This is a genomic window from Pseudomonas sp. LBUM1669 (assembly GCF_059695705.1).
Genome location: NZ_CP166784.1, coordinates 2,187,492 through 2,213,006, shown reverse-complemented (window position 1 = coordinate 2,213,006; position 25,515 = coordinate 2,187,492). Strand labels below are relative to the sequence as shown.

At 54.8% G+C, this 25,515-nt stretch carries 24 protein-coding genes and 1 pseudogene; 9 read left to right on the top strand and 16 right to left on the bottom strand.

What is annotated here, in order from left to right:
* Positions 1-3 precede the first annotated feature (3 nt).
* Positions 4-621, bottom strand: coding sequence for a bifunctional phosphoserine phosphatase/homoserine phosphotransferase ThrH (thrH, locus tag ACA051_RS10325; RefSeq protein ID WP_497309469.1), 618 nt, complete (start codon positions 619-621; stop codon positions 4-6).
* A gap of 173 nt (positions 622-794) precedes the next feature.
* Between thrH and ACA051_RS10320 the strand changes: the two genes are divergently transcribed.
* Complete coding sequence (locus ACA051_RS10320; RefSeq protein ID WP_150800675.1) at positions 795-1,535, top strand: phosphoadenylyl-sulfate reductase; 741 nt, start codon at positions 795-797, stop codon at positions 1,533-1,535.
* Between the two features lie 70 nt (positions 1,536-1,605).
* Here the strand turns inward: ACA051_RS10320 and ACA051_RS10315 are convergent, their stop codons facing one another.
* Positions 1,606-2,529, bottom strand: coding sequence for a LysR family transcriptional regulator (locus ACA051_RS10315; RefSeq protein WP_497374654.1), 924 nt, complete (start codon positions 2,527-2,529; stop codon positions 1,606-1,608).
* A gap of 125 nt (positions 2,530-2,654) precedes the next feature.
* Here ACA051_RS10315 and ACA051_RS10310 point away from each other — a divergent pair, with 125 nt between their 5' ends.
* Positions 2,655-3,401 (top strand): 3-oxoacyl-ACP reductase family protein, encoded by a 747-nt coding sequence (locus ACA051_RS10310; protein ID WP_497374652.1) that lies wholly within the window; start codon positions 2,655-2,657, stop codon positions 3,399-3,401.
* A gap of 54 nt (positions 3,402-3,455) precedes the next feature.
* Here the strand turns inward: ACA051_RS10310 and ACA051_RS10305 are convergent, their stop codons facing one another.
* Positions 3,456-4,151 carry an HAD-IA family hydrolase gene (locus ACA051_RS10305; RefSeq protein ID WP_497309464.1) on the bottom strand — a complete coding sequence of 232 codons (696 nt, stop codon included), beginning with the start codon at positions 4,149-4,151 and terminating at the stop codon, positions 3,456-3,458.
* Between the two features lie 252 nt (positions 4,152-4,403).
* Between ACA051_RS10305 and ACA051_RS10300 the strand changes: the two genes are divergently transcribed.
* Together ACA051_RS10300 and ACA051_RS10295 are read left to right on the top strand one after the other, a co-directional pair.
* Complete coding sequence (locus ACA051_RS10300; RefSeq protein WP_497374650.1) at positions 4,404-9,260, top strand: RHS repeat-associated core domain-containing protein; 4,857 nt, start codon at positions 4,404-4,406, stop codon at positions 9,258-9,260.
* A 2-nt stretch (positions 9,261-9,262) separates the two neighbouring features.
* The gene (locus ACA051_RS10295) at positions 9,263-9,658 is read left to right on the top strand and encodes a hypothetical protein (RefSeq protein WP_497309461.1); all 396 of its coding nucleotides are present in this window, start codon (positions 9,263-9,265) and stop codon (positions 9,656-9,658) included.
* A 618-nt stretch (positions 9,659-10,276) separates the two neighbouring features.
* On the opposite strand, the gene ACA051_RS10290 is transcribed toward ACA051_RS10295, so the two are convergent.
* The 7 genes and pseudogenes from ACA051_RS10290 to ACA051_RS10260 all read right to left on the bottom strand — a co-directional run bounded on the left by ACA051_RS10290 (position 10,277) and on the right by ACA051_RS10260 (position 13,235).
* Positions 10,277-10,486 (bottom strand): hypothetical protein, encoded by a 210-nt coding sequence (locus ACA051_RS10290; protein ID WP_497309460.1) that lies wholly within the window; start codon positions 10,484-10,486, stop codon positions 10,277-10,279.
* Positions 10,487-10,592: 106 nt separating this feature from the next.
* Positions 10,593-10,775: a hypothetical protein gene (locus ACA051_RS10285; protein WP_497309459.1), complete on the bottom strand. Its 183-nt coding sequence runs from the start codon at positions 10,773-10,775 to the stop codon at positions 10,593-10,595.
* A gap of 124 nt (positions 10,776-10,899) precedes the next feature.
* A complete protein-coding gene (locus tag ACA051_RS10280) occupies positions 10,900-11,328 on the bottom strand; it encodes a glycine zipper domain-containing protein (RefSeq protein WP_497374648.1) in 429 nt (142 codons plus the stop codon).
* Positions 11,329-11,521: 193 nt separating this feature from the next.
* Positions 11,522-11,893, bottom strand: a complete 372-nt coding sequence (locus ACA051_RS10275) for a bacteriocin (RefSeq protein WP_497309455.1) — start codon at positions 11,891-11,893, stop codon at positions 11,522-11,524.
* A gap of 337 nt (positions 11,894-12,230) precedes the next feature.
* On the bottom strand, positions 12,231-12,416 hold the full coding sequence (locus ACA051_RS10270) for a hypothetical protein (protein ID WP_497309453.1): 186 nt from the start codon (positions 12,414-12,416) through the stop codon (positions 12,231-12,233).
* Positions 12,417-12,602: 186 nt separating this feature from the next.
* Positions 12,603-12,923, bottom strand: coding sequence for a YbjQ family protein (locus ACA051_RS10265; RefSeq protein ID WP_461957940.1), 321 nt, complete (start codon positions 12,921-12,923; stop codon positions 12,603-12,605).
* 122 nt (positions 12,924-13,045) lie between these two features.
* A pseudogene (locus ACA051_RS10260) lies at positions 13,046-13,235 on the bottom strand (hypothetical protein).
* A 504-nt stretch (positions 13,236-13,739) separates the two neighbouring features.
* Between ACA051_RS10260 and ACA051_RS10255 the strand changes: the two are divergent.
* Positions 13,740-14,996 (top strand): tyrosine-type recombinase/integrase, encoded by a 1,257-nt coding sequence (locus tag ACA051_RS10255; RefSeq protein WP_497374646.1) that lies wholly within the window; start codon positions 13,740-13,742, stop codon positions 14,994-14,996.
* A gap of 389 nt (positions 14,997-15,385) precedes the next feature.
* Here ACA051_RS10255 and ACA051_RS10250 read toward each other — a convergent pair whose 3' ends face one another.
* Both ACA051_RS10250 and ACA051_RS10245 read right to left on the bottom strand, forming a co-directional pair.
* The gene (locus ACA051_RS10250) at positions 15,386-16,561 is read right to left on the bottom strand and encodes a lysozyme inhibitor LprI family protein (protein WP_497374644.1); all 1,176 of its coding nucleotides are present in this window, start codon (positions 16,559-16,561) and stop codon (positions 15,386-15,388) included.
* 345 nt (positions 16,562-16,906) lie between these two features.
* The gene (locus ACA051_RS10245) at positions 16,907-18,037 is read right to left on the bottom strand and encodes a DUF3800 domain-containing protein (protein WP_497374642.1); all 1,131 of its coding nucleotides are present in this window, start codon (positions 18,035-18,037) and stop codon (positions 16,907-16,909) included.
* A gap of 170 nt (positions 18,038-18,207) precedes the next feature.
* Here ACA051_RS10245 and ACA051_RS10240 point away from each other — a divergent pair, with 170 nt between their 5' ends.
* The 4 genes from ACA051_RS10240 (at position 18,208) to ACA051_RS10225 (ending at position 21,627) form a co-directional block, all read left to right on the top strand.
* A complete protein-coding gene (locus ACA051_RS10240) occupies positions 18,208-18,558 on the top strand; it encodes a hypothetical protein (RefSeq protein ID WP_497374640.1) in 351 nt (116 codons plus the stop codon).
* A 993-nt stretch (positions 18,559-19,551) separates the two neighbouring features.
* Positions 19,552-20,616 carry a hypothetical protein gene (locus ACA051_RS10235; RefSeq protein ID WP_497374638.1) on the top strand — a complete coding sequence of 355 codons (1,065 nt, stop codon included), beginning with the start codon at positions 19,552-19,554 and terminating at the stop codon, positions 20,614-20,616.
* A gap of 157 nt (positions 20,617-20,773) precedes the next feature.
* Positions 20,774-20,857 (top strand): hypothetical protein, encoded by an 84-nt coding sequence (locus tag ACA051_RS10230; RefSeq protein ID WP_497375535.1) that lies wholly within the window; start codon positions 20,774-20,776, stop codon positions 20,855-20,857.
* Between the two features lie 224 nt (positions 20,858-21,081).
* On the top strand, positions 21,082-21,627 hold the full coding sequence (locus ACA051_RS10225) for a DUF1523 family protein (protein ID WP_497374636.1): 546 nt from the start codon (positions 21,082-21,084) through the stop codon (positions 21,625-21,627).
* A gap of 190 nt (positions 21,628-21,817) precedes the next feature.
* On the opposite strand, the gene ACA051_RS10220 is transcribed toward ACA051_RS10225, so the two are convergent.
* The 4 genes from ACA051_RS10220 to ACA051_RS10205 all read right to left on the bottom strand — a co-directional run bounded on the left by ACA051_RS10220 (position 21,818) and on the right by ACA051_RS10205 (position 25,505).
* Positions 21,818-22,207: a hypothetical protein gene (locus ACA051_RS10220; RefSeq protein ID WP_497374634.1), complete on the bottom strand. Its 390-nt coding sequence runs from the start codon at positions 22,205-22,207 to the stop codon at positions 21,818-21,820.
* A 376-nt stretch (positions 22,208-22,583) separates the two neighbouring features.
* The gene (locus tag ACA051_RS10215) at positions 22,584-23,606 is read right to left on the bottom strand and encodes an IS110 family RNA-guided transposase (RefSeq protein ID WP_497374632.1); all 1,023 of its coding nucleotides are present in this window, start codon (positions 23,604-23,606) and stop codon (positions 22,584-22,586) included.
* A 119-nt stretch (positions 23,607-23,725) separates the two neighbouring features.
* Positions 23,726-24,202: a DUF2059 domain-containing protein gene (locus tag ACA051_RS10210; RefSeq protein WP_497374631.1), complete on the bottom strand. Its 477-nt coding sequence runs from the start codon at positions 24,200-24,202 to the stop codon at positions 23,726-23,728.
* A gap of 88 nt (positions 24,203-24,290) precedes the next feature.
* Positions 24,291-25,505, bottom strand: a complete 1,215-nt coding sequence (locus ACA051_RS10205) for a hypothetical protein (protein ID WP_497374629.1) — start codon at positions 25,503-25,505, stop codon at positions 24,291-24,293.
* Positions 25,506-25,515 lie beyond the last annotated feature (10 nt).

The following is a 25,515-nucleotide window of genomic DNA, read 5'->3' as shown; positions in this document are numbered from 1 at the left end:
CGGCTACAAACTCAAAGCCCGATTTGAAGCCTTGATAAACTCCTGCTTCAAATCCTCAAAGCTGTGCACCGCCGGAAATTGCGGAAACTCGCGAATCACGTTGTCCGGCGCGTGGAACAGAATCCCGGCATCGGCCTCGCCCAACATCGTGGTGTCGTTGTAGGAATCCCCTGCCGCAATCACGCGGTAGTACAGGCTCTTGAACGCCAGAACCGACTGACGCTTCGGATCTTTCTGACGCAACTGATAGCTCGTTACCCGCCCAGAATCGTCGGTAATCAGACGATGGCACAGCAATGTCGGGAACCCCAGTTGGCGCATCAGCGGCTGCGAAAACTCGTAGAACGTGTCCGACAGAATCACTACCTGAAATCGCTCACGCAGCCAGTTGACGAACTCGACGGCGCCGTCCAGCGGCTTCAGCGTGGCGATCACTTCCTGAATGTCAGTGAGTTTCAAGCCGTGCTCGTCGAGAATTCGCAGGCGCTGTTTCATCAGCACGTCGTAGTCGGGAATGTCCCGGGTGGTCGCCCTCAGGGATTCAATACCGGTTTTTTCAGCGAACGCGATCCAGATTTCCGGGACCAGCACACCTTCGAGATCCAGACAGGCAATTTCCACAAGACACTCCCATTTGTATTGATTATTGAGTCGAGCGAGTAAAAGGACTGCCGAACTCTAGCGACTCAGGCTGCCCCGCGCAACGCACAGGGCGCGCCCGCCGCCGCAGGATTTTGTTACCATCAGGCCTATATAGAGCGCCCAGCGCCACCGACCTGTAGGAAGCCGCCCTGATGAGCCCATCGTTCGATGTCGTGGAACTCGCCACGACCTATGCCAACAAATCCGCCCAGGACATCCTGAAACTCGCGTTTGCCGAGTTTGGCGATGACCTGTGGATATCTTTCAGCGGCGCCGAGGACGTGGTGCTGGTGGACATGGCCTGGAAGCTGAACAAGAACGTCAAAGTGTTCAGCCTCGACACCGGCCGCCTGCACCCGGAGACCTACCGCTTCATCGATCAGGTGCGCGAGCACTACAAGATCGACATCGAACTGGTGTCGCCGGACTACACGAAACTGGAACCGTTCGTGAAGGAAAAAGGCCTGTTCAGCTTCTACAAGGACGGCCATGGCGAGTGCTGCGGCATCCGCAAGATCGAACCGCTGCGACGCAAGCTGTCGGGCGTAACCGCCTGGGCCACCGGCCAGCGTCGGGACCAGAGCCCGGGCACACGCAGCGCCGTCGCAGTGATGGAAATCGACACCGCGTTTTCCACCCCGGAACGCACCCTCTACAAATTCAACCCGCTGGCGCAAATGACCAGCGAAGAGATCTGGGGTTACATCCGCATGCTCGAACTGCCGTACAACAGCCTGCATGAACGCGGTTTCATCAGCATTGGCTGCGAACCGTGCACCCGCCCGGTGCTGCCGAACCAGCATGAACGTGAAGGCCGCTGGTGGTGGGAAGAGGCGACGCAGAAAGAATGCGGGTTGCATGCGGGGAATATCATCAGCAAGTCCAAGGCCTGATCCCGAGCTTTGTGAAATCCCCTGTGGGAGATTCTGCTCGTGATGAACGATGACGCGGTCTCAAGCCAACTCAAACCGCACTGAACCGCGATCCCAACCTCTGCTCCGCAAACTGCTCAATAATGAAATCCACAAACGCCCGGGTCTTGCCGGGCAGCAGTTTGTGTTCCGCGTAATAAATAGAAATATTGCCATCGTCGACATACCAGTCCGGCAACACCCGCTGCAACGTCCCGGCCTGCAGATACCCCGCAGCAAACGGCATGCTCACCAACGCGATGCCCAACCCCTGGACCGCCGTCGCACACGCCGCTTCCGAATCGCTCATGGTCATGCGCGCCTTGAGCGTCAGCGGGTTGTGTTGCTGAGTACGACTGGTCAATTGCCAGGAACGCACCCGACCGGTTTGTGGCGAGCGGATCAGGATGCCGTCGTGGTCCTTGAGTTGATCGGGCTCGACGATCACCGGCCGCGCCGCCAGATACCCGGCTGAAGCCACCAACACCCGATGCGCCGGCGCCAGCTTACGCGCCACCACGCCTTGCGGCAGCTCGAATCCCCCACCAATCGCCGCATCGAAACCCTGAGCGATCAGATCGACCTGACGGTTATCGAAATGCCAGTCGGGGTTGATCGCCGGAAAACGCCGCAGAAATTCGCCTAGCAAGGGTACGACGTATAAACGCCCGAACACCGTGCCCATGCTGACTTTCAGTGTTCCCGCCGGCAGACCCTCGGCGCTGGCCAGGTTGGCCACCGCATTCTGGATCGTGTGCAAGCTGGAACTGACTTCGCCGAGAAACAGGTGACCGGCCTCGGTCAACGTCAGGCTTCGCGTGCTGCGCTGGAACAGCCGCACACCCAGCCGGGCCTCAAGCTTTGCAACACTTTTGCCCACCGCCGCCGGAGTCAGGCTCAAGCGTCGCGCGGCTTCGGCGAAGCTGCCAACCTCGGCGCTGCGCACGAAGCATTCGATACTGCTGAAGGTTTCCATAGGCGCCACTATAAACTTCTGGTTTACACAGACTATCGCGATTGCCGTCTACACAGCGTGTAATCCGCAATCGATACTAGGCTCCATCAACCGAGACATCTCGCCTCGGGACTTCGGAGATCGTTATGACTACTCAGAACCTCAGCGGCAAAGTGGCTTTGATTCAAGGCGGGTCCCGCGGCATCGGCGCCGCCATTGTCAAACGCCTGGCCGCTGAAGGCGCGACCGTTGCCTTCACCTACGTCAGCTCCACGGCCAAATCCGAAGCTTTGCAAGACAGCATCACTGGCAATGGCGGCAAAGCCCTCGCCATCAAGGCCGACAGCGCCGACGCCGAAGCCATTCGCAACGCCGTGACCACCACCGTAGAAACCTTTGGTCGCCTCGACATCCTCGTCAACAACGCCGGCGTGCTGGCCGTTGCGCCACTGGAGGATTTCAAACTCGAAGATTTCGACCAGACCCTGGCCATCAACGTGCGCAGCGTGTTCATCGCCACCCAGGCCGCCGCCAAACACATGACTGAAGGCGGTCGCATCATCAACATCGGCAGCACCAACGCCGACCGCATGCCCTTCGCCGGTGGCGGCCCTTACGCCATGAGCAAATCGGCGCTGGTCGGCCTGACCAAAGGCCTGGCCCGCGACCTCGGCCCGCGCGGCATCACCATCAACAACGTGCAACCGGGCCCGGTCGACACCGACATGAACCCGGCCAACGGTGACTTCGCCGACAGCCTGATCCCGCTGATGGCGGTGGGGCGTTACGGCAAAGCCGAAGAAATCGCCAGCTTTGTTGCCTACCTGGTTGGGCCGGAAGCCGGTTACATCACAGGGGCGAGCCTGACCATCGACGGTGGTTTTGGCGCCTGATGCTTTAAACACAATCCAAATGTGGGAGCGGGCTTGCTCCCACGTTTTCCGTCGTTAAGCCCATTCGAGGGCTGGCAAACCGCATGCACTCGGGTTGAACGCCTTCAACGAACGAAGAATGCCATCGGCATGCGCATACTTTTCGTCAGCCATCGCCGCGTCGGGAATCGCAATCGCCGTCATCCCCGCCGCTTTCGCCGCCGTGACACCGAACGGTGAGTCTTCGAACACCAGGCAATCTTCGGGCGCAACGCCCAGGCGCCGCGCCGCCGTTAGGAAGATGTCCGGCGCCGGTTTGGCCGCGCCCACTTCAGGGTCATCGGCCGTCACGACGAAATCGAACAGCGCGAACCAGTCACGGTGCAAGGTGGTTTTCTGGCCAAATGACTGGCGCGAAGAACTGGTGCCAACCGCGATCGGAATGTTGTTGGCTTTCAAGTGCCGAACCAGTTCCTCGGCGCCGGGCATCGCCAGCGCTCGCGGAAAACGCTCGCGCATCAGCGGTTCGCGAATCACCAGAAACTCTTCGGCGGTGATGGGCAACTCCAGCGCCTCAACCACGTACCGCGCCAGATCACCCGCGCCACGGCCGATAATGTTCTGTTTGATGCTCCAGTCGAAGACTCGACCGTAGCGCGCGGCAATCATGGACGTGACCTCGGTATAAATGCCCTCGGTGTCCAGCAACAAGCCGTCCATATCGAAAATCACGGCCTTGATCGGGCCGTATTCATTCAGCGGTGCATTCATCGCATCTGATCCGTTTTCTAATGACATCCCAGAGGCGGCTCAGGTGCGGCCGGGTCCGTGATCGATTAAAGGATTCAGCAGCATAGCGAGCGCGGCTGCCATCGAGCAACGGGCAATCCCTGACAGATACAAAAAGTGCTCGTCGTCATTTAGCGATTTTCCCTACATAAAACGCCTCCTTTCCCGACTTCTTTACCCGTTGATCCCTAGCAAAGTCTCGCGCTCAAACTTGATCTGCGCGAGGGACTGCGAATGTTCGTACCTGACAAGGTACTGGCCTTGAATAACGCCATCGGCCTGCTGGTGGTTGCCGCCATGGACCCCGAGCAGCCGAATATCGAGGCGCTGCTCGGCGACTTCCGGCTTTGCCTCAATGACTACGATGCCTGGGCCGAAAGTTTCTGGATCGGCAAGGCGCTGGACATCGAGCAGGTGTTCAAGGTCGGCAACGAAGTCCGCCTGGTCGCGCCGAAGAATTCCACCACCCCTGTCAGTTCGACCGTCGCCGCGTGCCCGGCAGCGGGCCCGCTGACCCTGGTGCACATGTTCGACGCCGCGCGGTTTGTGCCGATCGGCAACACCCCGGTGATGCTTGAGCCTTTGAACGCTGACGGTACGTTCGGCGAGCCGGTTTATGACGAGATCGGCCCCAGCGGCATCCTCGAAATTCGCGAGTGCGAACGCAGCCTGCGTTACCGCACCACCTTCTTCCCGAATGTTTCCGCTGAGCATGTCAAAGCGCTTTATGCCTCTTATCAAGGCGTCATCAGCGGTCTGGAAGGCTGGCTGCGTAGCGAGTGGGCGACTGAATTCGAACCCTCGTGGGCCGAGTTCGCCGAGGCTGGCTTCATCAAACGCTACGGCCTGCTGCAACAAGCCGACTGGCGCGGTCTAGAGAATTCCCTGAACGAGCTATGGGATGACGTGAAGCAGCTCTACGAGTTGATCGCGGACCTGCAAGCCAACAGTGAAAAACTCCTTGAGTACCTGACCGAAACTGAACTTGAAACGCTGCTGGACGCTTCAGCGCAATCCATCGCCAATCTATTGTTGGTATTGAGTGATGAGCCGTTGCTGTTCATTCATCTGGCGGCGATCACCAGTTGGTTGCGGATGTTGCCTCCGCAGTTCAGCGCCGAAGTCGTGGCAGAGATTCGTACCGGAATCTTGATCGGCTTCCTGCTAGCGCGCTTCACAGGTCCTACAGGGCTGAAGCTCGGCATCAGCGCCAAGGTGCTGGACAAGGTCAAATCCAAGCGAGCGCGCAAATGGCTGGCCGCCGCGAGCCTGAGGTTGGCCGGGCTTGGCACCCAATCCGACCTGACGACCCACGCGGGCGTACTCAAACCCCTCGCGGTCAATGTCCGAAATGCTCCGCTGAAACCCGCACCCGCCGTGCCGTTGCAGATCAGCATGGGCACTGCGCCGGTTGTGACAGTGCAGAATCCTGTCGCCATTGCTCGCGACAAATCCGCCGCCATGACCCGATTGAGCCGGCAGGAACACCGTGACGACGTTTCCGATCAAGCGAAAAACCCCAACGGCGACAGCGCCGATTGCGGGCCGCTGACCTGCACCAACGGTTGCCCGGTGTCGATGGTCACCGGCGAAGAATTGCTGACACTCGACGATGGTTCGCTGAACGGCTTGCTGACTTTCGCGTTTACCCGGTTGTACCGAACCAGCGCCGTGGAAATGGATTGCGGGCTGGGTTGGGGCTGGAGTCATTCGCTGGCGCATCGTCTGGAGCTGGACGCAGAACAGGTCGTCTGGACCGACCACGAAAACCGTCGCACGACGTTTCCACTGCCCAGTCTTTCGCGTCCAGCGATTCATAACAGCCTGTCCCGGGCCGCGATTTACCTGGGGAACAAACCTGAAGAACTGGTCCTCGCACTGGCCGGTGAGACGGCGCGGTTCTATCACTTTGTGAAGGGTCGGCTGACGACCATCAGTGATGCCTACGACAACCGGCTTCACATTACCCGCGACCGTCAGGATCGCATTCAACGCATCGACAACGGCGCGGGACGCTCACTGCTATTGCGTTACGAGCGCCGACACATCGTAGCGGTCGAGTATCAGTCGTTTCATCCCGCCGACGGGTTGCTGGATGCCTGGCGTACCGAGCAAACGCTGATTGCCTACCGCTACGACGCCCGTCAACGCCTGATCGAAGCGACCAATGCGGCCGGCGAAAGCGAGCGATACGACTACGACGATCAACACGTGATTCTGCAGCGGCAACTGGCCGGTGGGGCAAGTTTTTTCTGGGAGTGGGAAAGGTCTGGCAAGGCGGCCAGATGTGTCAGGCACTGGGCGACGTTTTCGCAGATGGATACACGTTATGCCTGGGAGGACGACGGCGCAGTGTTGGTAAAAAACACCGATGGCAGCGAAGAAGTTTATGTCCATGACGATAAGGCGCGATTGGTGCGTCGGGTTGAGCCGGATGGCGGCGAGCATCTCAAGGCCTACGACGACCAGGGCCGATTAACGACCGAGCGCGGTCCATCAGGGGCGATCACCCAGTATCGCTACGACGAGGTCGGGCGGCTGATCGCGCTGATTCCACCGGAAGACGAGCCAACATCCTACGAATATCGCAACGGTTTCCTGCATGCGCGATATCGCGGTAAAGCGGTGTGGAAATACCAACGCAATGTGCAGGGGGATGTCACCGAGGCCATCGATCCCGAGGGGCACATCACTCACTACCACTACGATGCTCAAGGACGGCTGCAGTCTATCCGTTACCCGGACACCAGCCGTCATGTGTTCGTGTGGGATGCCATCGGGCAACTGGTCGAAGAGACTTTGCCGGACGGCAGTCAGCGGCGTTTTTCCTACGATGTATTGGGTCGGCAGATTACCCGTCAGGACGAACACGGCGCCGTCGCTCACTACCAATGGGACGCCGTTGGCCGACTTATTCAAACGACTCTGCCTACAGGCGCCAGTCGTGCGTTCAGCTACAACGCCTACGGCAAAATCACCGCCGAACGCGATGAACTGGGGCGCGTTACCCGTTTTGAATACGACGATGACCTGCACCTGGTCAGCCGTCGAATCAATCCCGACGGCACACAGCTGCATTATCGCTACGACAACGCCCGGCTGCTCCTGACAGAAATCGAAAACGAATCCGGCGAACACTATCGACTGGACTACACGCCCGGCGGATTGATCCGACAGGAAACCGGCTTCGATGGCCGGCGCACAGCGTATGCCTACGACCTCAACGGCCATCTACTGGAAAAAACCGAATTCGGTGATGACGGCTCGCAGCTGTTTACCAGTTACCAGCGCGATACGGCCGGACGCCTGTTGGTCAAAAACCTGCCCAATGGTGTCAACGTCGAGTATCGCTATGACCGCCTCGGTCGATTGGCCAGCGTCGATGACGGCCACGACCATCCGCTGGAGTTCGAGTACGACAAGCAGAACCGCCTGATCACCGAGCATCAGGGCTGGGGCACGCTGCGCTATGCCTACGACGCCTGCGGAAAACTCAACCATCTGCGTCTGCCGGACAACAGCAAACTCGACTATCACCACGCCAAGGGTGGTGCGCTGATAGCCATCGACCTGAACGGCACACGCCTTACAAGCCACACGTACAAATCCGGCCGCGAACTGCAGCGCAAGCAAGGCATGTTGCTGAGCCAGTACGACTACGACGAACAGGGTCGTCTGAAAGCGCATGCTGTCAGCCAACACCAGCAACCGCTGTATCGCCGCGACTATGCCTACCGCGCCAACGGCAATCTTGAGCACATCGCCGACACCCGTCATGGCCAACGCAGCTATCAATACGATCCGCTCGACCGACTGATCCGCGTCCGCCACTCCCGCGACCAGCAGCCCGAAAGCTTTGCCCATGACCCCGCCGGCAACCTGTTGATGCAGGACCGTCCAGGCCCCGCCACCCTCAAAGGCAATCGCCTGCTGATGCAAGGCGATCGCCATTTCGACTACGACGCCTTCGGCAACCTGATCCGCGAGCGCCGTGGCGCCGCACAAAAACTCGTCACCGAATACCACTACGACTGCCAGCATCGATTAATCGGCGCCACTCTCCCGAACGGCAACACCGCCAGCTACCGTTACGACGCCTTCGGCCGCCGCATCAGCAAAACCGTCGACGGCAAAACCTCCGAATTTTTCTGGCAAGGCGACCTCCTCATCGCAGAAAGTGGCCGCGAGCATTACCGCAGCTACATCTACGAACCCGGCACCTTCCGCCCGCTGGCCATGCTCGACGGCAAAGGCCCACGCCAGGCCTGCCCGTTCTACTACCAACTCGACCACCTTGGGACACCGCAAGAACTCACCGACTACAGCGGCGATATCATCTGGGCTGCCCAGTACACCGCCTATGGCCGCCTGACTCGCCTCAATCGTGATACCCATCAGGTTCTGGATCAGCCATTGAGGTTCCAGGGGCAGTATTACGATGCGGAGACGGGACTGCATTACAACCGGCATCGGTACTACAACCCGGATGTGGGACGGTATCTGACGCCGGATCCGAGTAAGTTGGCGGGTGGGTTAAACGGGTATCAGTACACGAGGAACCCGACGGGGTGGGTTGATCCGTTGGGGTTGAATGATTGTCCTGGAGGGGATGGGTGCAAGAGGCCTTCGTTTGGGGATGAGGATCCGGCGGGGAAGGCGAAGGTTGATGAGGAGGAGCCCAGCGCTCCATCACCTAAACCAAAAAATCGTTACTTATATCGCGGAGATTCACGGGAATCGTGGGAGATATTTGAAGCCGGCTTTGAGCCCTTGGGAGACAGCATGGACCTTTACTTACACGCATTGGACAACCGAAGCCCTCCCAGCTTCTTTGTCAGCACCTCGACTTCGGAAAAGGAAGCTATAAAATTTGCAACGGGTTATGGATATGAAGACGGGTTCGTCTATGTAATAAAAAATATTCGCGGGATAGATGTGAATAAAAAACTCGGCATTATTTCGCCTCATAGAGGTGAGGTTGAAATAGCTATGCCTGGCGGAGTAGACAATCGAGACATTCTCGGTGTGACCCCCGTCAACGCCGATGGCAGCTATAAGGGCTACTCAACCCCCAACCCACGCAGGAAGTGATCGTGAACAAAACAATAGAAATATCCGTAGACTCCTGCGGAGTCACCGAGAAAGTTTCAATCGAATGCGACCGAAAAAATCTGACATTGGTTTTCACAACGAAAAACGGCTTGAGAAAAACATACACGGCTCATGATCTTTACGAATGCTTTGGGCTGTTGCGAGCCGATTTTCCGGAAATAAATTTTCTATGCAAAGGCGCAAAACTCAACGTATATCCCTCGCGTATGGCATCGCAAATGGCCGGTGGCATAGTGGCGTATGAGCTTCATATGGGACAGCCAGCTGAAACTGAAGATGTGGTTAATATCTTCGATTATGAAGACAAAGACATCACAACTGATATTCAACAACAAAGGGACTTCTATAAGCGTTGGCTTGCATCGTTCATGCCCTAGCCAAAAAAAAACGCTATAGCAATCTACGCTCATAAATATCCAAGAGAAAAAAGAGCAGATTTAGTTAGCCACATCACTTTAGCCAAAAAAGCCCAGTTCTAACTGGGCTCATCTTCCTGAAATATATGGATTAACCACCCGAACCACTCGTCCCACCACCAGCACCACCCGTCCCTCCTCCCGCACTACACGAACTCCCACCGCTCCCACCTCCACTCATCCCCGAACCACCAGAACTACCGGATCCTCCAGACCCACTCCCAGAACCACTCCCCATCGAACTTCCACCACTCATCGACCCGCTTCCTGCTCCCGGGCTGGTGCTACTCCCGTTCGCATCACCGGCATTTCCACTGCCAATCGAGCCAGGCGGCAGCGCCTTCCCGTCTCCAGAACCCGCATTCATTTCAGTAGACGGCGGCATCCCGCCCTTATCGACCGGCGCGTCATTGCCGGAAGATTGAGCAAACGCCGCCATTGAACTGACCAACAACACGCCGCTCACCGTCAGGACCATCAATGTTGACCTGATCATGGTGCATCTCCTTAAAAAGGTGCGTACCTGATTTCTGGCAGCGTTGGCTTTTCAAAGGTACAGCCCAATCGACGAATGGTTTTTCAGCTCGGCTCACCGGAACCATCGTTATCAGCAATGTCCGGATCTTCGGGAATAGCCTCCACATCGCCACGTTTCACATCATCAGTCGGCACTTGCTCAACCGCAGTGTCGTCGTCAGGCGGACGTTGATCGCGACTCAAGGAATCGGTGGGCGAAGGCAGCGGGTATTCAGGGGTGTCGTCATCGTCGACTTTCGGATCAGCATTCATAAAGCACCTCTCGAAGGGCCTGAAAAGCAGGCCCTGAAATTTCGAGGGCTGGGCAATGCTTGCGTTCGATCAGAGAGACGATCGGTCGATTGCGCCACAACGCTGGTCAATCTTCGTCTTCATCCTCTTCTTCATACTCGAGGTTTCCCACATCCCCCGCGTCATCGGAATCGTTAAGCGGGACCGTTGCGTCATCCATCAAAGAACCCGGATCTTCGTTGCCGGGGTCATTGATGACCGGGAGCCCACTCGGGCCTTTTTCTTCCTTGCCTTCGGTTTCAGGTGTCATGGCAGTTCTCACAACGTTGGGTGTATGACGTTCGAGGCGGCCTGCGACCAAACGTTCCGGGGTCCAGCAAGCAGATACGAAAAACCCGGCCTGGGCCGGGTTTCTGATGTCACTCGATGTCGAATCAGTGATGTTTATTCTTGTGCTTGTTTTTGTGCTTATTTTTATGGCCGCCCCCGGAATGGGAGCTGCCGTTGTCGCTGCCGAGGTTGTTGCCGACCGCCCCACCTGCTGCACCGCCCAGGCCTGCGCCAATGGTCGAGCCGGTAGAACCGCCGAGGCTATTGCCGATCACCGAGCCGCCTGCCGAGCCTAATCCACCGCCAATCGCTGCCTCTGTGCGACTGCCCTTGTTCGCACCAACCGCACTGCCCGCAGCGCCGCCAACGCCGGCGCCAATCGCTGCGCCTGTGCTGCCGCCCATTTGCTGACCCAATACGTTACCCAGTGCACCGCCAAGACCGCCACCCACTGCTGCAGTGCCGTCACCGGCAGCCATTGCACCTTGAGCGACCAAAAGTCCCAGAAACAACGTGGACAATGTCAAACGCATGATATGAACCTCAAAATTCCGTATCGGGGGTAAAAGTACGCGCTACGGATGGGCGTGAGTCTAACACCTGCACTCACTGAATCCGGCCAGCGATGAAGGTTGGACAGCTGCAAATTCGAAGCCTGCGAAAACGAAACATCCAGATACGAAAAGCCCGGCATTTAGCCGGGCTCTTCGCTTTGATCGATCAGGGTCAGTGACGCTTGTGACCCTTGGCCAGATTGCTGCCTACGCCGCCGCCCAATGCGCCACCCAGGCCTGCGCCAATGGTCGAACCGGTCTTGCCGCCCAGGCTGTTGCCGATTACCGAACCACCGGCCGCACCGACACCGCCACCAATGGCCGCTTTGGTGCGGCTGCCTTTACGTGCTGCCACCGCACTGCCGGCAGCGCCCGCAACACCCGCGCCGATTGCCGCGCCGGTGCTGCCGCCCATGCTCTGGCCGACCACGTTACCCAACGCACCGCCCAGACCACCACCGAGCGCAGCAGTGCCATCACCGGCAGCCATCGCACCTTGAGTCATCAGAAGTCCCAGAACCAGAGCAGGCAATGTTAAACGCATGAAGAAAAACCTCAAAAATTAGGAGAAACCGAAAACCCGGGGATTGAATGCTTTCGAGAAGGAAACGTCCACACAAAAACCGCCCCTCCTCGCCATTGGCGACGGTTGGACAGCTTTTATTGAAAAGGTTTTATGACAGGCAAAAAAAAGCCCGCTGGGGAACGGGCTAGGGTACTGCTTTCTAACGGATGAGCTGAGACTACGTAAGCGGGTGTGAAAACTTTGTGAAATAAACCCAACAGGAAAGTCATCGAGAAGCTGTAATCCATTTCCGCAGTGTCGAACCTCGGAAAATAAAAAACCCCACTACTGGCGCGGGGTTTGTCCGGTTGACCATTTACTTCCTAGGTGTCGTCAATTTGGGCAAAAACTTCGACCTGACCACTTTGGTCGCGGTGGATTTCACTTTGCTGGTCTTGAGTGTATCTTCGCCGAAGCCCGCCACATATTCCGTCTGGCCGCACTGCACGCAATTGTTGATTGGAAATTCTGCCCCGTCGTCTTCGATATACGGATCAGCCATAGCCCTTCCCCTCTCAAAGCGGGATCGATACCGGCAAGCCCTATTGCCTGAAAAATATCGACCACCAAGGCTTTTGAGACTAGCCGGTCATTACCGGACTTGTAATTCAGTTTTCCGCATGCCCGACGAATGGATCCGCCGTTTCCTACAAATCCAGTTAGCGATTAAACAGATTCATTCCGTCACTCACCTCAGCTTGACCGCCGTCCCGGTCACAAACACCACGACCATCCCGCCCTTGCCGGCCGGCATGCTGATCTCAAAATCGAGCCCCACCACCGCATCCGCCTGAAGCGCCCGCGCCCGCTCCTTGATCTCGTCGGTCGCCTGAATCCGCGCCTCCTTCAACGCACGCTCCAACGTCTGGGAACGCCCACCGAAAAAATCGCGCATGCCGGCGAACAGGTCGCGGATAACGTTGACGCCCTGCACCGACTCGGCGCTGACGATGTCCAGATAGGCGGTGATCTGGCGGCCTTCAATGGCGTGGGTTGTGGTGGTGATCATCGGGACTCCTTCTATATAGTGGCGCGCATTATTCCTCGGCGGCCAATCGATGAAAACAAAAAGCCCAGCAACGGCTGGGCTTCGAAATTCGGGAATCGCAGACCTCAGGCATAGTTAACGAGTCAAAGAAGCTTGACCAACACCGTCGTGATAGTCGCCACCGTGCCAATCAGTCCGGTCGCAACAGCCACGGGATACCAAAAGGTTTCACGGGTCATCTTTCCTGCTTCAGCGTTCAGCTTTCAGCTTTCGCTGCTCAGCCATCAGCTTGACGATTTCCACATGAATCTTTTCCAGTTCAGCCTGTTCCATGGTGAGTTCCTGCATAACGTGCGCATTTCCGTCCGGGTAGTGGGCGTGCCTTGTCTGATGTCCTTTGATTCATTTTGTACCCTCAAGGCGCAAAACGCCCCCCCTCTCGAGACGGATCATCGGAGGAGCCATAACCCATGAAAGCACCCGACCACTTGGCGTTCCAGCGTTCCGTCCCACACAACCTTCTTTTTTCCTACATCAAGTTCAGATGCTTCTTTGCCTAAAGTCCGTTGGGCGTTATCAGGGCTTTTTGAGTTCCAGCCCTCAGAAACCACAAAACCCCTGATTTCTCTCGAAATCAGGGGTTCTGGTTACATCGAATTTGGCGGTGAAGGAGTCCGCCAAATTAAGATCCATGAACAGCCGATACAACTCTATAGGCCTTTATTTTAAAGGCGCTTCAAGCCTATCATCGTCTCAGGACATCCACTAGAACCCATCATATTCCGACCGATAGTGGGGGGACAAATGGGGGAACTCAACGGTAGGTAAGGGCATAACTTGGGCAAGCTGACAGCGAAACAAATAGAGAACCTGACGGCCCCCGGCACGTATGAAGACGGGGATGGCCTGCGCCTATTTATTAAACCTAACGGGAAGAAATATTGGGTACTGCGTTTTCAGCTTGCGGGAAAGCGCCGGGAAATGGGTTTAGGCACCTATCCCGCAATCGGCCTCAAGGAGGCTCGACAAAAAAACAGTGATCAGCGACGACTGCTGCGGGACGGTATTGACCCGTTGCAGGCGCGTGATGATGAGCGCACGGCACAGCAGGCTGCTGATCACCAACGCATAAGGAAATCCGTAACGTTCCAGGACGTATCAAACGACTACATAGAAGCTCATCGTACCGGCTGGAAAAACGTCAAACATGCTCAGCAGTGGACGAACACACTGGCGACTTACGCTGCACCCGTCATCGGCGACCTCGCGACTAGCCAGATCACCACTGAACATCTTCTCGAAATCCTCAAACCTATTTGGGCCAGCAAAGCCGAGACAGCGAGCCGAGTGCGCAACAGGATCGAACTGGTCCTAGATGCCGCTAAAGCACGGGGATTACGAGACGGTGAAAATCCAGCCCGCTGGCGGGGGCACTTGGACAAACTGTTACCGCCAAGCGCCAAGGCTAAACGCACCCGAAACCACCCGGCATTGCCCTACTCGGAGTTGTCTCGCTTTATACAGGCACTTAATAGTGTGGAAGGACTCTCTGCCAGCGCCCTCAAAATGACCATCCTCACGGCCTGCCGAACCAGCGAAGTGCTTGAAGCGGACTGGAGTGAAGTCGACTTGAAAGCCAAGCTATGGTCGATTCCAGCGGCGCGTATGAAAGCGGGCAAAGTCCATACAGTGCCGCTCTCCAATGCACTGATAGCCTTGCTGGAAGGGCTCCCACGAATCAAAGGCAGCTCGCTGCTGTTCCCAGGCGCCCGCAAAGGTCGACCGATTAGCAATATGGCCATGTTGATGACGTTGCGCCGCATGGATCAAAAGAACCTAGACGATCAGGGTAAAGGCTGGCGTGATAACAATGACAAAGTCATCACGGCTCACGGCTTTCGCAGTACGTTCAGGGATTGGGCTGCCGAGTGCACTCTCTATGCCAGGGAAGTCTGCGAAATGTCTTTGGCTCACGTTGTCGCCACCGGTGCCGAGGCCGCTTATTGGCGCGGCGACATGCTGGAGAAGCGTCGTGCACTCATGACCGACTGGGCTGACTTTGTGAGCCTAAAAGTGAATGTGGCAGGTCTTTAGCCCGCAGTGTTGGGCTATCGAACGGAAACATCTACAAGCATCTCGGCGGCTAAACTTATCAACAGTTGCTGATGCAAGAATCAGCAACCCCCCTTGGGTAAATTTTCCATCAGTGCCAACAGTTGGATCTGCCATGGCTAAATCCTAGGGGTTGTATCAGCGACCTTTCCGCGGAGCTCGGAACTCAGTCCCGCAATCTTCATGGGGGCCAGGGGGGCGTGACAGTAAGCCTGAAGACTGGCGTGTGGAGAGAAAGAGCTATCAGATGAGGCTCCGAACTGGTGATGGGGGACTGGTGGTCCAGCAGGCATACTTGAGTGAGTCGTTGCAAATCTTGGATGCCTGCAATGGGCATCCAGTTTTAGAGATTTGCGCCCTGCCTCTTGGGCTCAAGCCAGTTCCAGCGTTGTATCAAACTCCAGGCATTCGGAAAGTGTGGTGAACTCTGGACGCCGGCACAACCAAACGGTGAGTGCCGTATATGCCGCAGACAAGGCAGTGATCTGTGCCATCGTTTGCTTCTTCTCTCTGCGATTTCGGGCCTCAGCACGCGCTTGAGACTCGCCCTTGCGTCTGGCAGTGTTCGAAAAGAGCGACGCAATCAACATGCCGATCACAGCGTAGAACACCGAAATTATGGTGAGTTTGGTGAGCACAACGAGTACCACGTTCAGCACTCCCTGGTTCGCTCTGAGGGTCGCGTAAACGGCGTAGGTAATGCCCAGTAGTATCCCGATTGCCATAGCAATGCCTTGAACCAGGCCAGGCATTTCAAGCCACCGCAGAAGGAGGGCAGCTACCACTCCGCTGGCTGGCAGTAAATTGGTGATTGCTGCGTCTGTGTAATCGGTATAGATCGTTGCCGTCTCTGTGTGGTGCCGCCAGACAGTCCAGCAGGTGATCAAAAAACCTACGAACAGGGTGTACTTCCAGGCCGGACCGGACCAGAACGCCTGCCATGCTCTTTGAAAGAATGGTTTTTCCGCGTTAGCCTGAACTGCAGGTCGAGTTTGCTGCTGTGGTGTCACATAAGCAGGCGCTTGATAGGACGGCACCTCTGGCGCGATTTGCGGCTGCGTCTGAACTGTCTGTACTTGCCGTTGCTGGGCGGCCTGCTGTCTTTGCTGGCGAGCTAATTCTTGCGCGGTGTTGTATTGCTCGGTCCGTTTTTCGGTAGCAATCTCCTCGGCGTGGCGCTCAGCAGCTCGCTGCTCTTCTCTAATCTTTTCCTCTGCAGCGTAGGCCTTGCTCTTTTCAGCGCTTGCATAGTTGTCGAGGAAGGTGACGCGGGCACCTAGAGTCTTATCAAGACATGTCTGTGTCGTGCATTGATTACGCGCAGTCAGCCATTCGCGCTGCAACTCACGAAGCGCGTCTGGATTCTCGGCCGTAGCTAGCGCTTTTTTATAAGTGCGGGCCAGTATGCTGTCGACGCCACTGAGGTAACCGTCCTTACAAATAGTGACCTCTGCGAAACCTGCTGCTTTCGAACAGTCAAAGCTTGCTGCTACTGAGCTGCCAGCCGCCAATGCCAACAATAGCGCTACCGCGCTGCGAATCATCATCCTGTATACCCCTATCCCATTAACAAAATGCCCATAGTTGGCGTTACTGTTATCGGCTGAATATCCTTAGACTGTTGAGGCCGATGCCAAATTGACCCACATGCCGAGGCAAGACTGCCCAATCTCCAAATCGGCACAAACCCTGCACAGGCGATGTTTTTCGAGGAATCAGACTGGGTCAGTGACATCTCGGCAACTGGGTCCATTCGGTGTCAGCGCCAACAGGCGGGGCGCTGAAGGGCGCTTCTGAACGGTTTAAAGCCTATCCGTAGATTGCGGGCGACGACACCTTGCAGCTTACACAGGCGGTATACCCGAGGATGAGCATGCCTTTCCCTAATCTATTCAGACGTTAAAGCGAGCCGCAGAATCGAGTCCGTCAATGTCACCTTCTTCAATTTTCAAATCCAGCATTTGAACCACGAGATCCGCCATTTCGTCTTTGAAATTACGTTCTCCTTCGTGGTTGAGTATCCGTCCTATCGCACCTGCGATTACGTCAGCTAGCTGTATCAGAGCGCTGTTTTTGGATGATGCGGTCTGCAATGAGGTCAGTTGCAGTTTGTCGTCATACCGTTTTTTGAAGGTTTCTCCTACACGGTCTCTAAGATCAGAAATAACAAACGAGTCGAGCGATTGCTCTTCATCAACCGTTACCTCCATCTCTCTCGGCAGGTCAATCCTTCCACTCTCCAGCTCATGAGTAGCCCCACGCGCAAGCATCAGTTCATGTAGTTTTAGAATGGTTTCCTCAATAGGTCGATTAGTTTTCGCTCGTTCGACTGCGATATATTTAAATCCTAAATATTCCCGGTTTTCTAAAATCACACCAAGGTATGATTTTAACGTCTCATAGTCGCTTTTGCCGAATTTGGTAAAGTGAATTTCTCTATTTTTCCAAACTGATTTAGCTTTCCACTCGCTTATTGCTTTGCTAGTGGCGAATACTGCTCTACCGTTGAGCACCCATACAGAGGCAACCATAACATATCGGTGAGTTTTGCCAGTTTCATCTGAAAAAATATGCACCTTCTTAACTGGTGGCGAATCATCAATGACTGCGCCCTCCATTTTTTCTTCATTTCGTCTACGGCTTTTTTTGATCTCAGTGTCCGCTAAAAATAGCTCGTACTCGTTTTGTATTTTAGCGCGGGCACGGACGATATAATGGAGCCTTTCAAGCTTGAAAAGGTCTTTCGGAAGAATTCCACTTTCTTTATAAAGGTCTGGTTGGAATATTTCCCAATATTTCAACGATAGAGAAATATCGCTATTTCGTGTGTGAGGGTAAAGGTTTAATACATACGCGACTCGAGGTTTCAGCGACGAAAAGTCAGCAGCAGCTACCGAAGATAGAAGCTCTTTTTTCTCCTTCTCAATTTTTTCGTCCTTGGTTAAAACCTTCTTCTCTGGTTTTTTCTCTTCTTCATCAGGTGGCAGCGGCACCGCATCTTCTATGGGGTAAACCTGGCTCATCAGACATTCCTTGTTATCAAGCTATACGGGGTTGCGCTGAGTACCTTCAGACGCAGCAATCCTAGATGATAGCCTATGGCTTGTATTACGGATGGTAGGCTACGCAGATTGCCGGTCGCTGACGGTGCTGCCGGTAGGAGAACACCCACCAATGACATAGGGAGATTCCGTTGATCAAACAGTGTGTAGTAGGAATGATCGGATTAGTGATTTGTGGTTCTGTGTGGGCAGCCAACAATGAGGATGAAGCGACTGCACTGGCTAGCCTCAACGAGGTCCAAAAGCTGTACGAGAACCGTCCACAGGGAACGCCTAATGAGGCTGGCACGCGAACCCTGTCGAAGAAGGACATCAATGACTGTGTGGTACAGATGACTGAGGCGAAGAACAAACTCGAAGCTGTGAAGCAGCAGTACGGCACTACCCAAGCTTATCAGTCGATGCAGACACGTATGCTGAATGGTCAGGTTCGTGGGCGCTTGGGAAGCTGTAAGCAGACCAAGGACACGCTGGGATACTGAAGGGGCAGCGATCTTCGATGTGAATGCATTATCTGCCCCTGCTCGTTGGCGGCGCAGTCAGCTCTTCTACAAAAGCTGCGCACCAATCGGGCGTTCAATAATTACTTCACTCATCGAACCTTGAAGCCGAGTAGCAGGGCTTCCCACATGCTTGGTGGGCGCGCTGAGGTCATTGAACCAGCCATGCTAGCCCTCCACCTGATAAGTGTTGAAGCTGAGTTACCATACTTTCCATATAATTGAGACGCGGACATTTGCTGTAAATCAATTTGAAGCTGACTAAAATTGTTTGGACTGATCAATCCATACGAAGCCAGTTCAATGTCCCACATTTCTTTTATCGTAGGCTCCATGTATGCCTTCCCGCCCCTATCAAACAAATGCTGAGGCTGATGCCGATCTTGCGCTTGTAGGGTGTCGCCATATTGTACAAGCCACTGATTCTTGTAGTCTTTGCACAGGGCGTTACAACATATTAGTGCTACGGTAAAAATAGATAAGACTGCGGCAAAGATAATTAGGGATTTCTTGAGTCGTCCTTTTACGTCAGTCCAATATGCCGTGCGTTCTTGTTTAACGCTGGTATTGGCTAAATGCTGTGCTAAAAGCTCAATGTAAATCGACCTGATACGATCAAGCTCCCCGTTACTGGTAGCAAGGGCTTTAGCCCATATGTCATCACGGCGGACGCCGCTTTCTGCTTCGCGTAATGCTTGTCCGTAAAATTTCTCATCAACCTATTGCTAATTCCTTTTCCAAATCTGTTTTTGCTTCGCGATGTGCTCTGACATTTGGAAGCTAAGAACAGGCACGAATCTCACATTGAAAATCTTACCATCCGACCCCTCGTCGGCTGCATTGTTCGACGTAAGTCGGCTAGGAGTCTCAAAGCAGACCAAGGACGCGCTCGGCTACTGATAGCATGCCTTGCTTTGAAACGCTTTCAGGCGCTGGTATGGTCTGATCTAAAACGTTTCAACGTAAGGGAGTGGCATGAAGATTTGGGCGTGTGCGAAGAACTTTGACGGCTTCATCAATCGTGAGGATGGTCGATACAAGCTCTACTTCATCTGGCAAGTCCTCAAGATGCGCCGCTTGAACCCCTCTGAATTTAGCTCTCTTACCTTCTTCAGTACCCATTCTCGGGAAGAAACGCGCCGTGAGATGGTCGCCGTGAAGAACGGGTATTTCCGGTACAAGAACGTTGATCCTATGGCTCGATCTGGTGACAGCGATGGCGAATCCCTTTCCCATGCCTGCCTGATAGCCATCCTTTCGCAGCTCGAAACGATCAATTTCGTCATCGATAATGAGATCGTCCCTTTCACGTTTACACGCCTTGTCGCTGAGGAAACCCGGCTGAAATTTGGTAACGGCAATGGCTATATTCCAGACCTGTATGGCGAGTTCACAGCCGACAACCCCTTCTACAAGAAGTGGGGAGGGAAGGTCGCTATTGAGGTCTGCTATTCGAACCCATGCAGCATGCAGAAGGTCGTCGATTTCCGTGACCACGGAATCCCCATAATCGAAATCAAGATTACTGACAGCATCAAGGTTGAGAAGTACATCAACAAAGATGACGTTGAAGGTAGTCTTGAGAGGCGCTACCAGCAAATTGCCGAGATCGTATCAAACAAGCTGTTTTGCAAAGTCCTCTCTGACCCAGTAAGCACCAGATTCCATGACGATTTCGCAAGGCAAGCTGAGAAGGACCGGGTAGAGCTGGTCGAGAAGAATAAGCGCGAAACTACGTTTCTTTTCAATAAGGTTCGTGAGGCTGAATCGGTCGCTGTGGCTGTGGGTAAGGAGCGGGATGGCTTTTCCGGGGCGAAAGGTCTGTTGGAGAAAGATAAGGCTGATCTTGAAGCTTCAACCATTGAGCTGACCCAAAGCGTGGTGGATCTAAAGGTCCAGTTGGGGAAATACAAAACGGCGTACACGAACAGGGGGAATGAGATCGAAACTTTGAAAGGAGAATTAGAGGAAGCCAAGCTAGGATTCTGGACGAAGGTCTGGCGGGCTATAAGCTCGGAGAAGGCGCAAGAAAAGCCCTGATTGGGCTGTTATCCGCTTTGGGGTGTTGGCGCTGACACCGAATGGACCCAGTTGCCGAGATGTCACTGACCCAGTCTGATTCCTCGAAAAACATCGCCTGTGCAGGGTTTGTGCCGATTTGGAGGTGGGGCAGTCTTGCGTCGGCACGTGGGTCAATATGGCATCGGCCTCAACACACAAGGGTCTCAAAGAGTGGAAGGCACAACACGGCGCTGACACCGTGGAATCCTGGCTTAAATAAGATCAGGTTCGTGTAGAAAAAAAGCCAGGTTCTTCCTGGCTTTTTTGTATCTGCCGTTTAGGCAATTGATTTGTATTGTTGGGAGCCACTAGGATCGATACAAGGCCACCATTTCCATAGCCTACACATTTGCTAAACAAGTTCGGCGGCAGCGGCATGGCTAAACTTGCACCTGGCTGCCAGATTTCGGGCAGAATCAGACGATATCAAAACGGAGTACCTTCATGAAGTGGTTCAAGGGCGTAATTCTGGGCGCAACCCTGCTTGTGGTCGCCGCCAGCGCGCTAGGGCTTTACTACGTCCTTCCCCAGTACGATGTCGTGTTGATCACCGGCGTTGAAGTAAAACGGGTTGATAACGACGGGGTCATCAATGCCGAGAACCCGGCCGACGGACCTACCAGGGACGTGTACTTCATCAATACCGAAAACCCGACGACCAAGAAAGTGATGGTGTATCGCAATGAAGATACCGGCTGGAGCTTCCCGTGGTATTTCAAGTTTGACTCAGCGGACATTCAGGCCAAAGCCCAGGGTTATTCGCGAGATAGTCAGCAGCTAGCCCTCATCAGCCACTACGGGTGGCGCATTCAGATCCTTTCGGTGTTTGGCAACATCACCTCCATTGAGGCTACAAACAGTCGGGACGAACCTTTCCCTTGGTTCAACACCATATTCTTCAGCGTCATCACGCTGATAGTTTTGGTTGTGGCCATTATTCTCATACGTCGCCGTCGCCGTACTCCCCGCTTCGGGACGGTGTCGAACTGACGATTAACAGGCCAGTGCATGCACTGGCCAGCTACAAAGATGAATCCCCTCCCTATGACTGCTGCCCGCGCCCAGGCCACCCATACCCCTGGGCGCCGCGGAATGAGCTCAACGATTCGATTCACAGGGTCGTCGTCGCAGAGAAAGCTCTGGCCAACAGCGGGAAACACTGCGCACTTACTTCACGGCTTTAGAAATCCTTCTTCTTGAAGGATTTTTCACCCGACTGATCGTTGCTTATCGTCAGCACGCCATTCGACACTGAGTACGTCGTCGACGAGTCGCCTTCTGAATAACGGTTTCTCCAGCGGCCCCACTCGTTTGTATCAGCCAAGAACGTTGACCAAACAACTCGGTCCTCGCTCACATCGCAGCGATACCGGAATGTGTCACCGTCAGAGCGACGATAAGAAACTTCAGGGATGGAGTCTGTTTGTTTGGTCTTCATCGTTTTTGTTGGTCGACCCATCTCCACGGAAATAGCAGCCTTGCAGATTTCGGCGCTGGTGAAGGTATCGGCGTACACGCTGGTGCTAAATCCAATAGAAACGAGGAGACCAGCGATTATTGATTTGTTCATAAAACTGTCCTTGGTTCAGTGGCCCGGGATTCTACATGGCCCAAGGCTACTTGTTCATGCCCACCACGGAGTCGAGCGCAATGAATATCGCCGACTGCTCTGCTGGGCCTAGCGCACCCAATAAAATGTATGGTCAGCCCATCTCCTGCAACCTCTTTGGCTGTTTTCGGTAAAGCTGGCCTGCGCTAATGTATCCGGGCTCGTTGTGAGCGTTGCGTCAACAACGCTCGGCCCCCGATGAGTAGCCGCTCCCGACTGTCCTGAAAAAGCCCTCAGCCTCTAAAGCTGAATTTTGTGCCAGGTTCTCAGTCGGGCCGTTTGCCGTTTACTGTCATCAGTCAGTGACGTCGCAAAAGCCGGTGGTAAAGCTGTACGTTCAAGCGTTCGGATGTGGGTCGTACTGGCCGCCTTTGGCCAGTACCGCCCACACGATTCGCGCCAGTTTGTTGGCCAGCGCGCACGCCACGACATTGGAATGTCGGCGTGTCAGCAGTTCTCGAACCCAAGGCCCCAGGGCGTCTTCCCGCTTATCGATATGCTGCATGATGGATCGCGCGCCTTGTACCAGCAGCTGGCGTATGTGCTTGTCACCGCGTTTGCTGATCCCCAGCAACAGCGTCTTCCCACCCGTTGAATACTGCCTCGGCACCAACCCTAGTGATGCAGCAAAATCGCGTCCACTGCGATAGTTCGATGCATCACCCACATCCGCCAATACCGCGCTGGCGGTGATGGGACCGATGCCAGGAATACTCTGTAAGCGACTCCCGGCATCGTCTTCTTTCAACTGCTGTTTCAGGTCGGACTCGATGTCCTTGATTTCATCATTCAGCTGTTGAATTTTATGATGGAGGCGCATCACTACGGCCTTGAGGCGTAATGGAACCGGATGTTGTGGGTCGTCCAGCAACGCCGGCACGCGGTTCAGCGCAGTGCTACCAATGGGCAGGCTGATCCCGAACTCCAGCAGAAAACCGTGGATCTGATTAGTCGCTTCGGTGCGATGGCCAATCAATGAATCACGGACACGGTGCAGCGCTGAAAGCGTTTGCTGCTCTTCGGTTTTGATCGAGCAGAAGCGCATCGCGGGGCGGCTCGCCGCCTCGCAAATCGCTTCGGCATCAATGAAGTCGTTTTTGTTGCCTTTGACGAACGGTTTGACGTACTGCGGGGCGATCAGCTTCACCTCGTGGCCCAATGCACCGATTTGCCGAGCCAGCCAATGGGCACCGCCACACGACTCCATCACCACGGTACAGGCCGGTAGTTGGGCCAATGTGCTGAGCAAATGGCCGCGGTTGGTTTTCTTGCGTAACACCTGATGACCTTTGGCGTCCTGGCCATGCAGGTGGAAACTGTGTTTGCCAATGTCGATACCGAGAAGCGTCATCGTGTTCATGAGAGATCCTCTGCTGAAAACGAGAAAAGCCCTGCAAGCGTAAACCTGCAGGGCTTCTCGGTCAGGCTGACCATCTCATTAAGCCCGGCATTGCCGGGCTCTCGTCAGCGCATCGCGGATCAGCCGCGAGCTTCTTCCTGAAGGTCATCCAAGGCTTCGGTGATATCTTTGTCGTGCGCCTGGAAAGCTTTTACCATGTCGCTCTGAAGCTCTCCTTGGACTTGCATCGCTTTTTGAGCGAGCTTCATGCCATCTTTGGAGCCCATGATTTTCGCCATAGCCGTTTCTGGGTGCTTGTTAGCGTCGATCATCATCTGAAGTTCGTCTGCATCGAAATTCTTTGCATAAACATCGGCCATAGTCTGCGTCAGCATTTTTTTCGTTAAGTGTTCCTCGACCACTTTTTCAATCTGATCTTTCGGTACATCGCCGTATTTGCTTGCATAGCCGGCAATGGATGCCTGCACAATCATTGAGTACTGGGCGTCCATGTGCGTAGCTTTGACAAGCTCTTCGGCCTTGTCCTGACTTGAACCGCAACCTGCCAGAAGTGATGCACACACAGCGGCCAATGTCCATTTGGAAATCTTGTTCATGACGTGTCCTGTCTTGGGGCTGGATGACATTTTTAAGTTGCCCGGGATGCGCAATGGTCCGCGCACCTCGGGTCACGACGTGTGTCGGTTATTCGGTTTCAAGCGTGTAACTTTTGCTAACGAAGAGGCCTGCGAACAACGATTTGTCCTCTTTGAACTTGTAATTTTCTTCAAGCTTGCCATCGGTAACGAGCTTTTGCGCAATGGCACACTCAGAGTCGCTGTAACCCTTTGCCTTGGCCCCGAAGTCGTTCTTGTAAGCCGCCAGCCCTACTTCTTTGCAGTAGCCTTCGAAATCCTGGAGCTTGGTCGCAGTCGTGTATTCGTTGAAACCATCCTTCAGGTGATCAAATCCTTTGTAGGTCAACGAATAGCTGGACGCTTTTACACTTCGGGCAAAATTGGCGGCGTTGCTGGCGATTACGGTTGAACCCATATTTACGCTGAAGGCCCCCATGACGAAGCCGTTAACCAGGCCCTTGAGTTGCTCCTGAACATCATCCAGTTCAGGGATCGATGCGAACTCAGCTTCACGGACAATCCGGCCCACTTCGCTGCCATCGTTCCGGTGAATTACCACAAATTTGAGTTGGCCCTCACCGTCGTCAGAACGCTTCAGCGTAAAGTCCAAATCCACCTTTGTACCGAACTCGCCAGTCGCTGCGCTCAGAAACGCACCAGTGACTGGCAATCGGGAGGCCATATTCACGCCCCAATTATATTTTGACTTGACGCCATTCACAGCCTGACCGAAATCAGTAGGGGGCTGAATCTCGTCGGAAACCTCAGAGACAAGCACCACATCAGACCCTTTTTGTGAAATGAAGGGGTTGCTCGTGTCCAAACCCAGTAATTGGATGTGGATCTCGCCATCCTTGCTATCACCGGAGTGGTTTACCTTGAGCGCGTCGGCTTTAAGATACATACCGGCGACACGGCGGCCATCGCCGGTGGTGGACTTAATCAGGTAGCTAGCCCAGTCCACTAGACCCGTTTCCGAAGCAGACGCGTTCTCACCCAGCAATGCAGCGATGGTCTTCAGGTATTTTTCAGTGCCGTTCGTTTGCTCTGCCACAAGGCGAATCTCTGGCGATTTCACCGTGAGGGTGCCAGAAAACAGGGAGTAGGACACATCCCCCTCGCTGAGAACATCGCTCAGGTGATACTGCTCTTTCAGATCTTCGTAAAAGCTCAGCTTCGCTTTCTTCCCAGCACTGAACATCATCGAACCAGCGATGCCTAGGACCACGACACTGGCGGCGACTGCAGCGATGATTTTGTTTCGGTTGCTCATCGTTTTCATAATGACGGTG

Excerpts from the sequence above, each read along its gene's own strand:
- ACA051_RS10305 (WP_497309464.1), bottom strand. The coding sequence starts at position 4,151 with ATGAATGCACCGCTGAATGAATACGGCCCGATCAAGGCCGTGATTTTC.
- ACA051_RS10235 (WP_497374638.1), top strand. The coding sequence starts at position 19,552 with ATGAAGATTTGGGCGTGTGCGAAGAACTTTGACGGCTTCATCAATCGT.
- ACA051_RS10250 (WP_497374644.1), bottom strand. The coding sequence starts at position 16,561 with ATGATGATTCGCAGCGCGGTAGCGCTATTGTTGGCATTGGCGGCTGGC.
- ACA051_RS10210 (WP_497374631.1), bottom strand. The coding sequence starts at position 24,202 with ATGAACAAGATTTCCAAATGGACATTGGCCGCTGTGTGTGCATCACTT.
- ACA051_RS10290 (WP_497309460.1), bottom strand. The coding sequence starts at position 10,486 with ATGAATGCTGATCCGAAAGTCGACGATGACGACACCCCTGAATACCCG.
- ACA051_RS10230 (WP_497375535.1), top strand. The coding sequence starts at position 20,774 with ATGGCATCGGCCTCAACACACAAGGGTCTCAAAGAGTGGAAGGCACAA.
- ACA051_RS10225 (WP_497374636.1), top strand. The coding sequence starts at position 21,082 with ATGAAGTGGTTCAAGGGCGTAATTCTGGGCGCAACCCTGCTTGTGGTC.
- ACA051_RS10265 (WP_461957940.1), bottom strand. The coding sequence starts at position 12,923 with ATGATCACCACCACAACCCACGCCATTGAAGGCCGCCAGATCACCGCC.
- ACA051_RS10285 (WP_497309459.1), bottom strand. The coding sequence starts at position 10,775 with ATGACACCTGAAACCGAAGGCAAGGAAGAAAAAGGCCCGAGTGGGCTC.
- ACA051_RS10220 (WP_497374634.1), bottom strand. The coding sequence starts at position 22,207 with ATGAACAAATCAATAATCGCTGGTCTCCTCGTTTCTATTGGATTTAGC.
- ACA051_RS10300 (WP_497374650.1), top strand. The coding sequence starts at position 4,404 with ATGTTCGTACCTGACAAGGTACTGGCCTTGAATAACGCCATCGGCCTG.
- ACA051_RS10320 (WP_150800675.1), top strand. The coding sequence starts at position 795 with ATGAGCCCATCGTTCGATGTCGTGGAACTCGCCACGACCTATGCCAAC.
- ACA051_RS10275 (WP_497309455.1), bottom strand. The coding sequence starts at position 11,893 with ATGCGTTTAACATTGCCTGCTCTGGTTCTGGGACTTCTGATGACTCAA.
- ACA051_RS10215 (WP_497374632.1), bottom strand. The coding sequence starts at position 23,606 with ATGAACACGATGACGCTTCTCGGTATCGACATTGGCAAACACAGTTTC.
- ACA051_RS10315 (WP_497374654.1), bottom strand. The coding sequence starts at position 2,529 with ATGGAAACCTTCAGCAGTATCGAATGCTTCGTGCGCAGCGCCGAGGTT.
- ACA051_RS10205 (WP_497374629.1), bottom strand. The coding sequence starts at position 25,505 with ATGAAAACGATGAGCAACCGAAACAAAATCATCGCTGCAGTCGCCGCC.
- ACA051_RS10310 (WP_497374652.1), top strand. The coding sequence starts at position 2,655 with ATGACTACTCAGAACCTCAGCGGCAAAGTGGCTTTGATTCAAGGCGGG.
- ACA051_RS10280 (WP_497374648.1), bottom strand. The coding sequence starts at position 11,328 with ATGCGTTTGACATTGTCCACGTTGTTTCTGGGACTTTTGGTCGCTCAA.
- ACA051_RS10245 (WP_497374642.1), bottom strand. The coding sequence starts at position 18,037 with ATGAGCCAGGTTTACCCCATAGAAGATGCGGTGCCGCTGCCACCTGAT.
- ACA051_RS10270 (WP_497309453.1), bottom strand. The coding sequence starts at position 12,416 with ATGGCTGATCCGTATATCGAAGACGACGGGGCAGAATTTCCAATCAAC.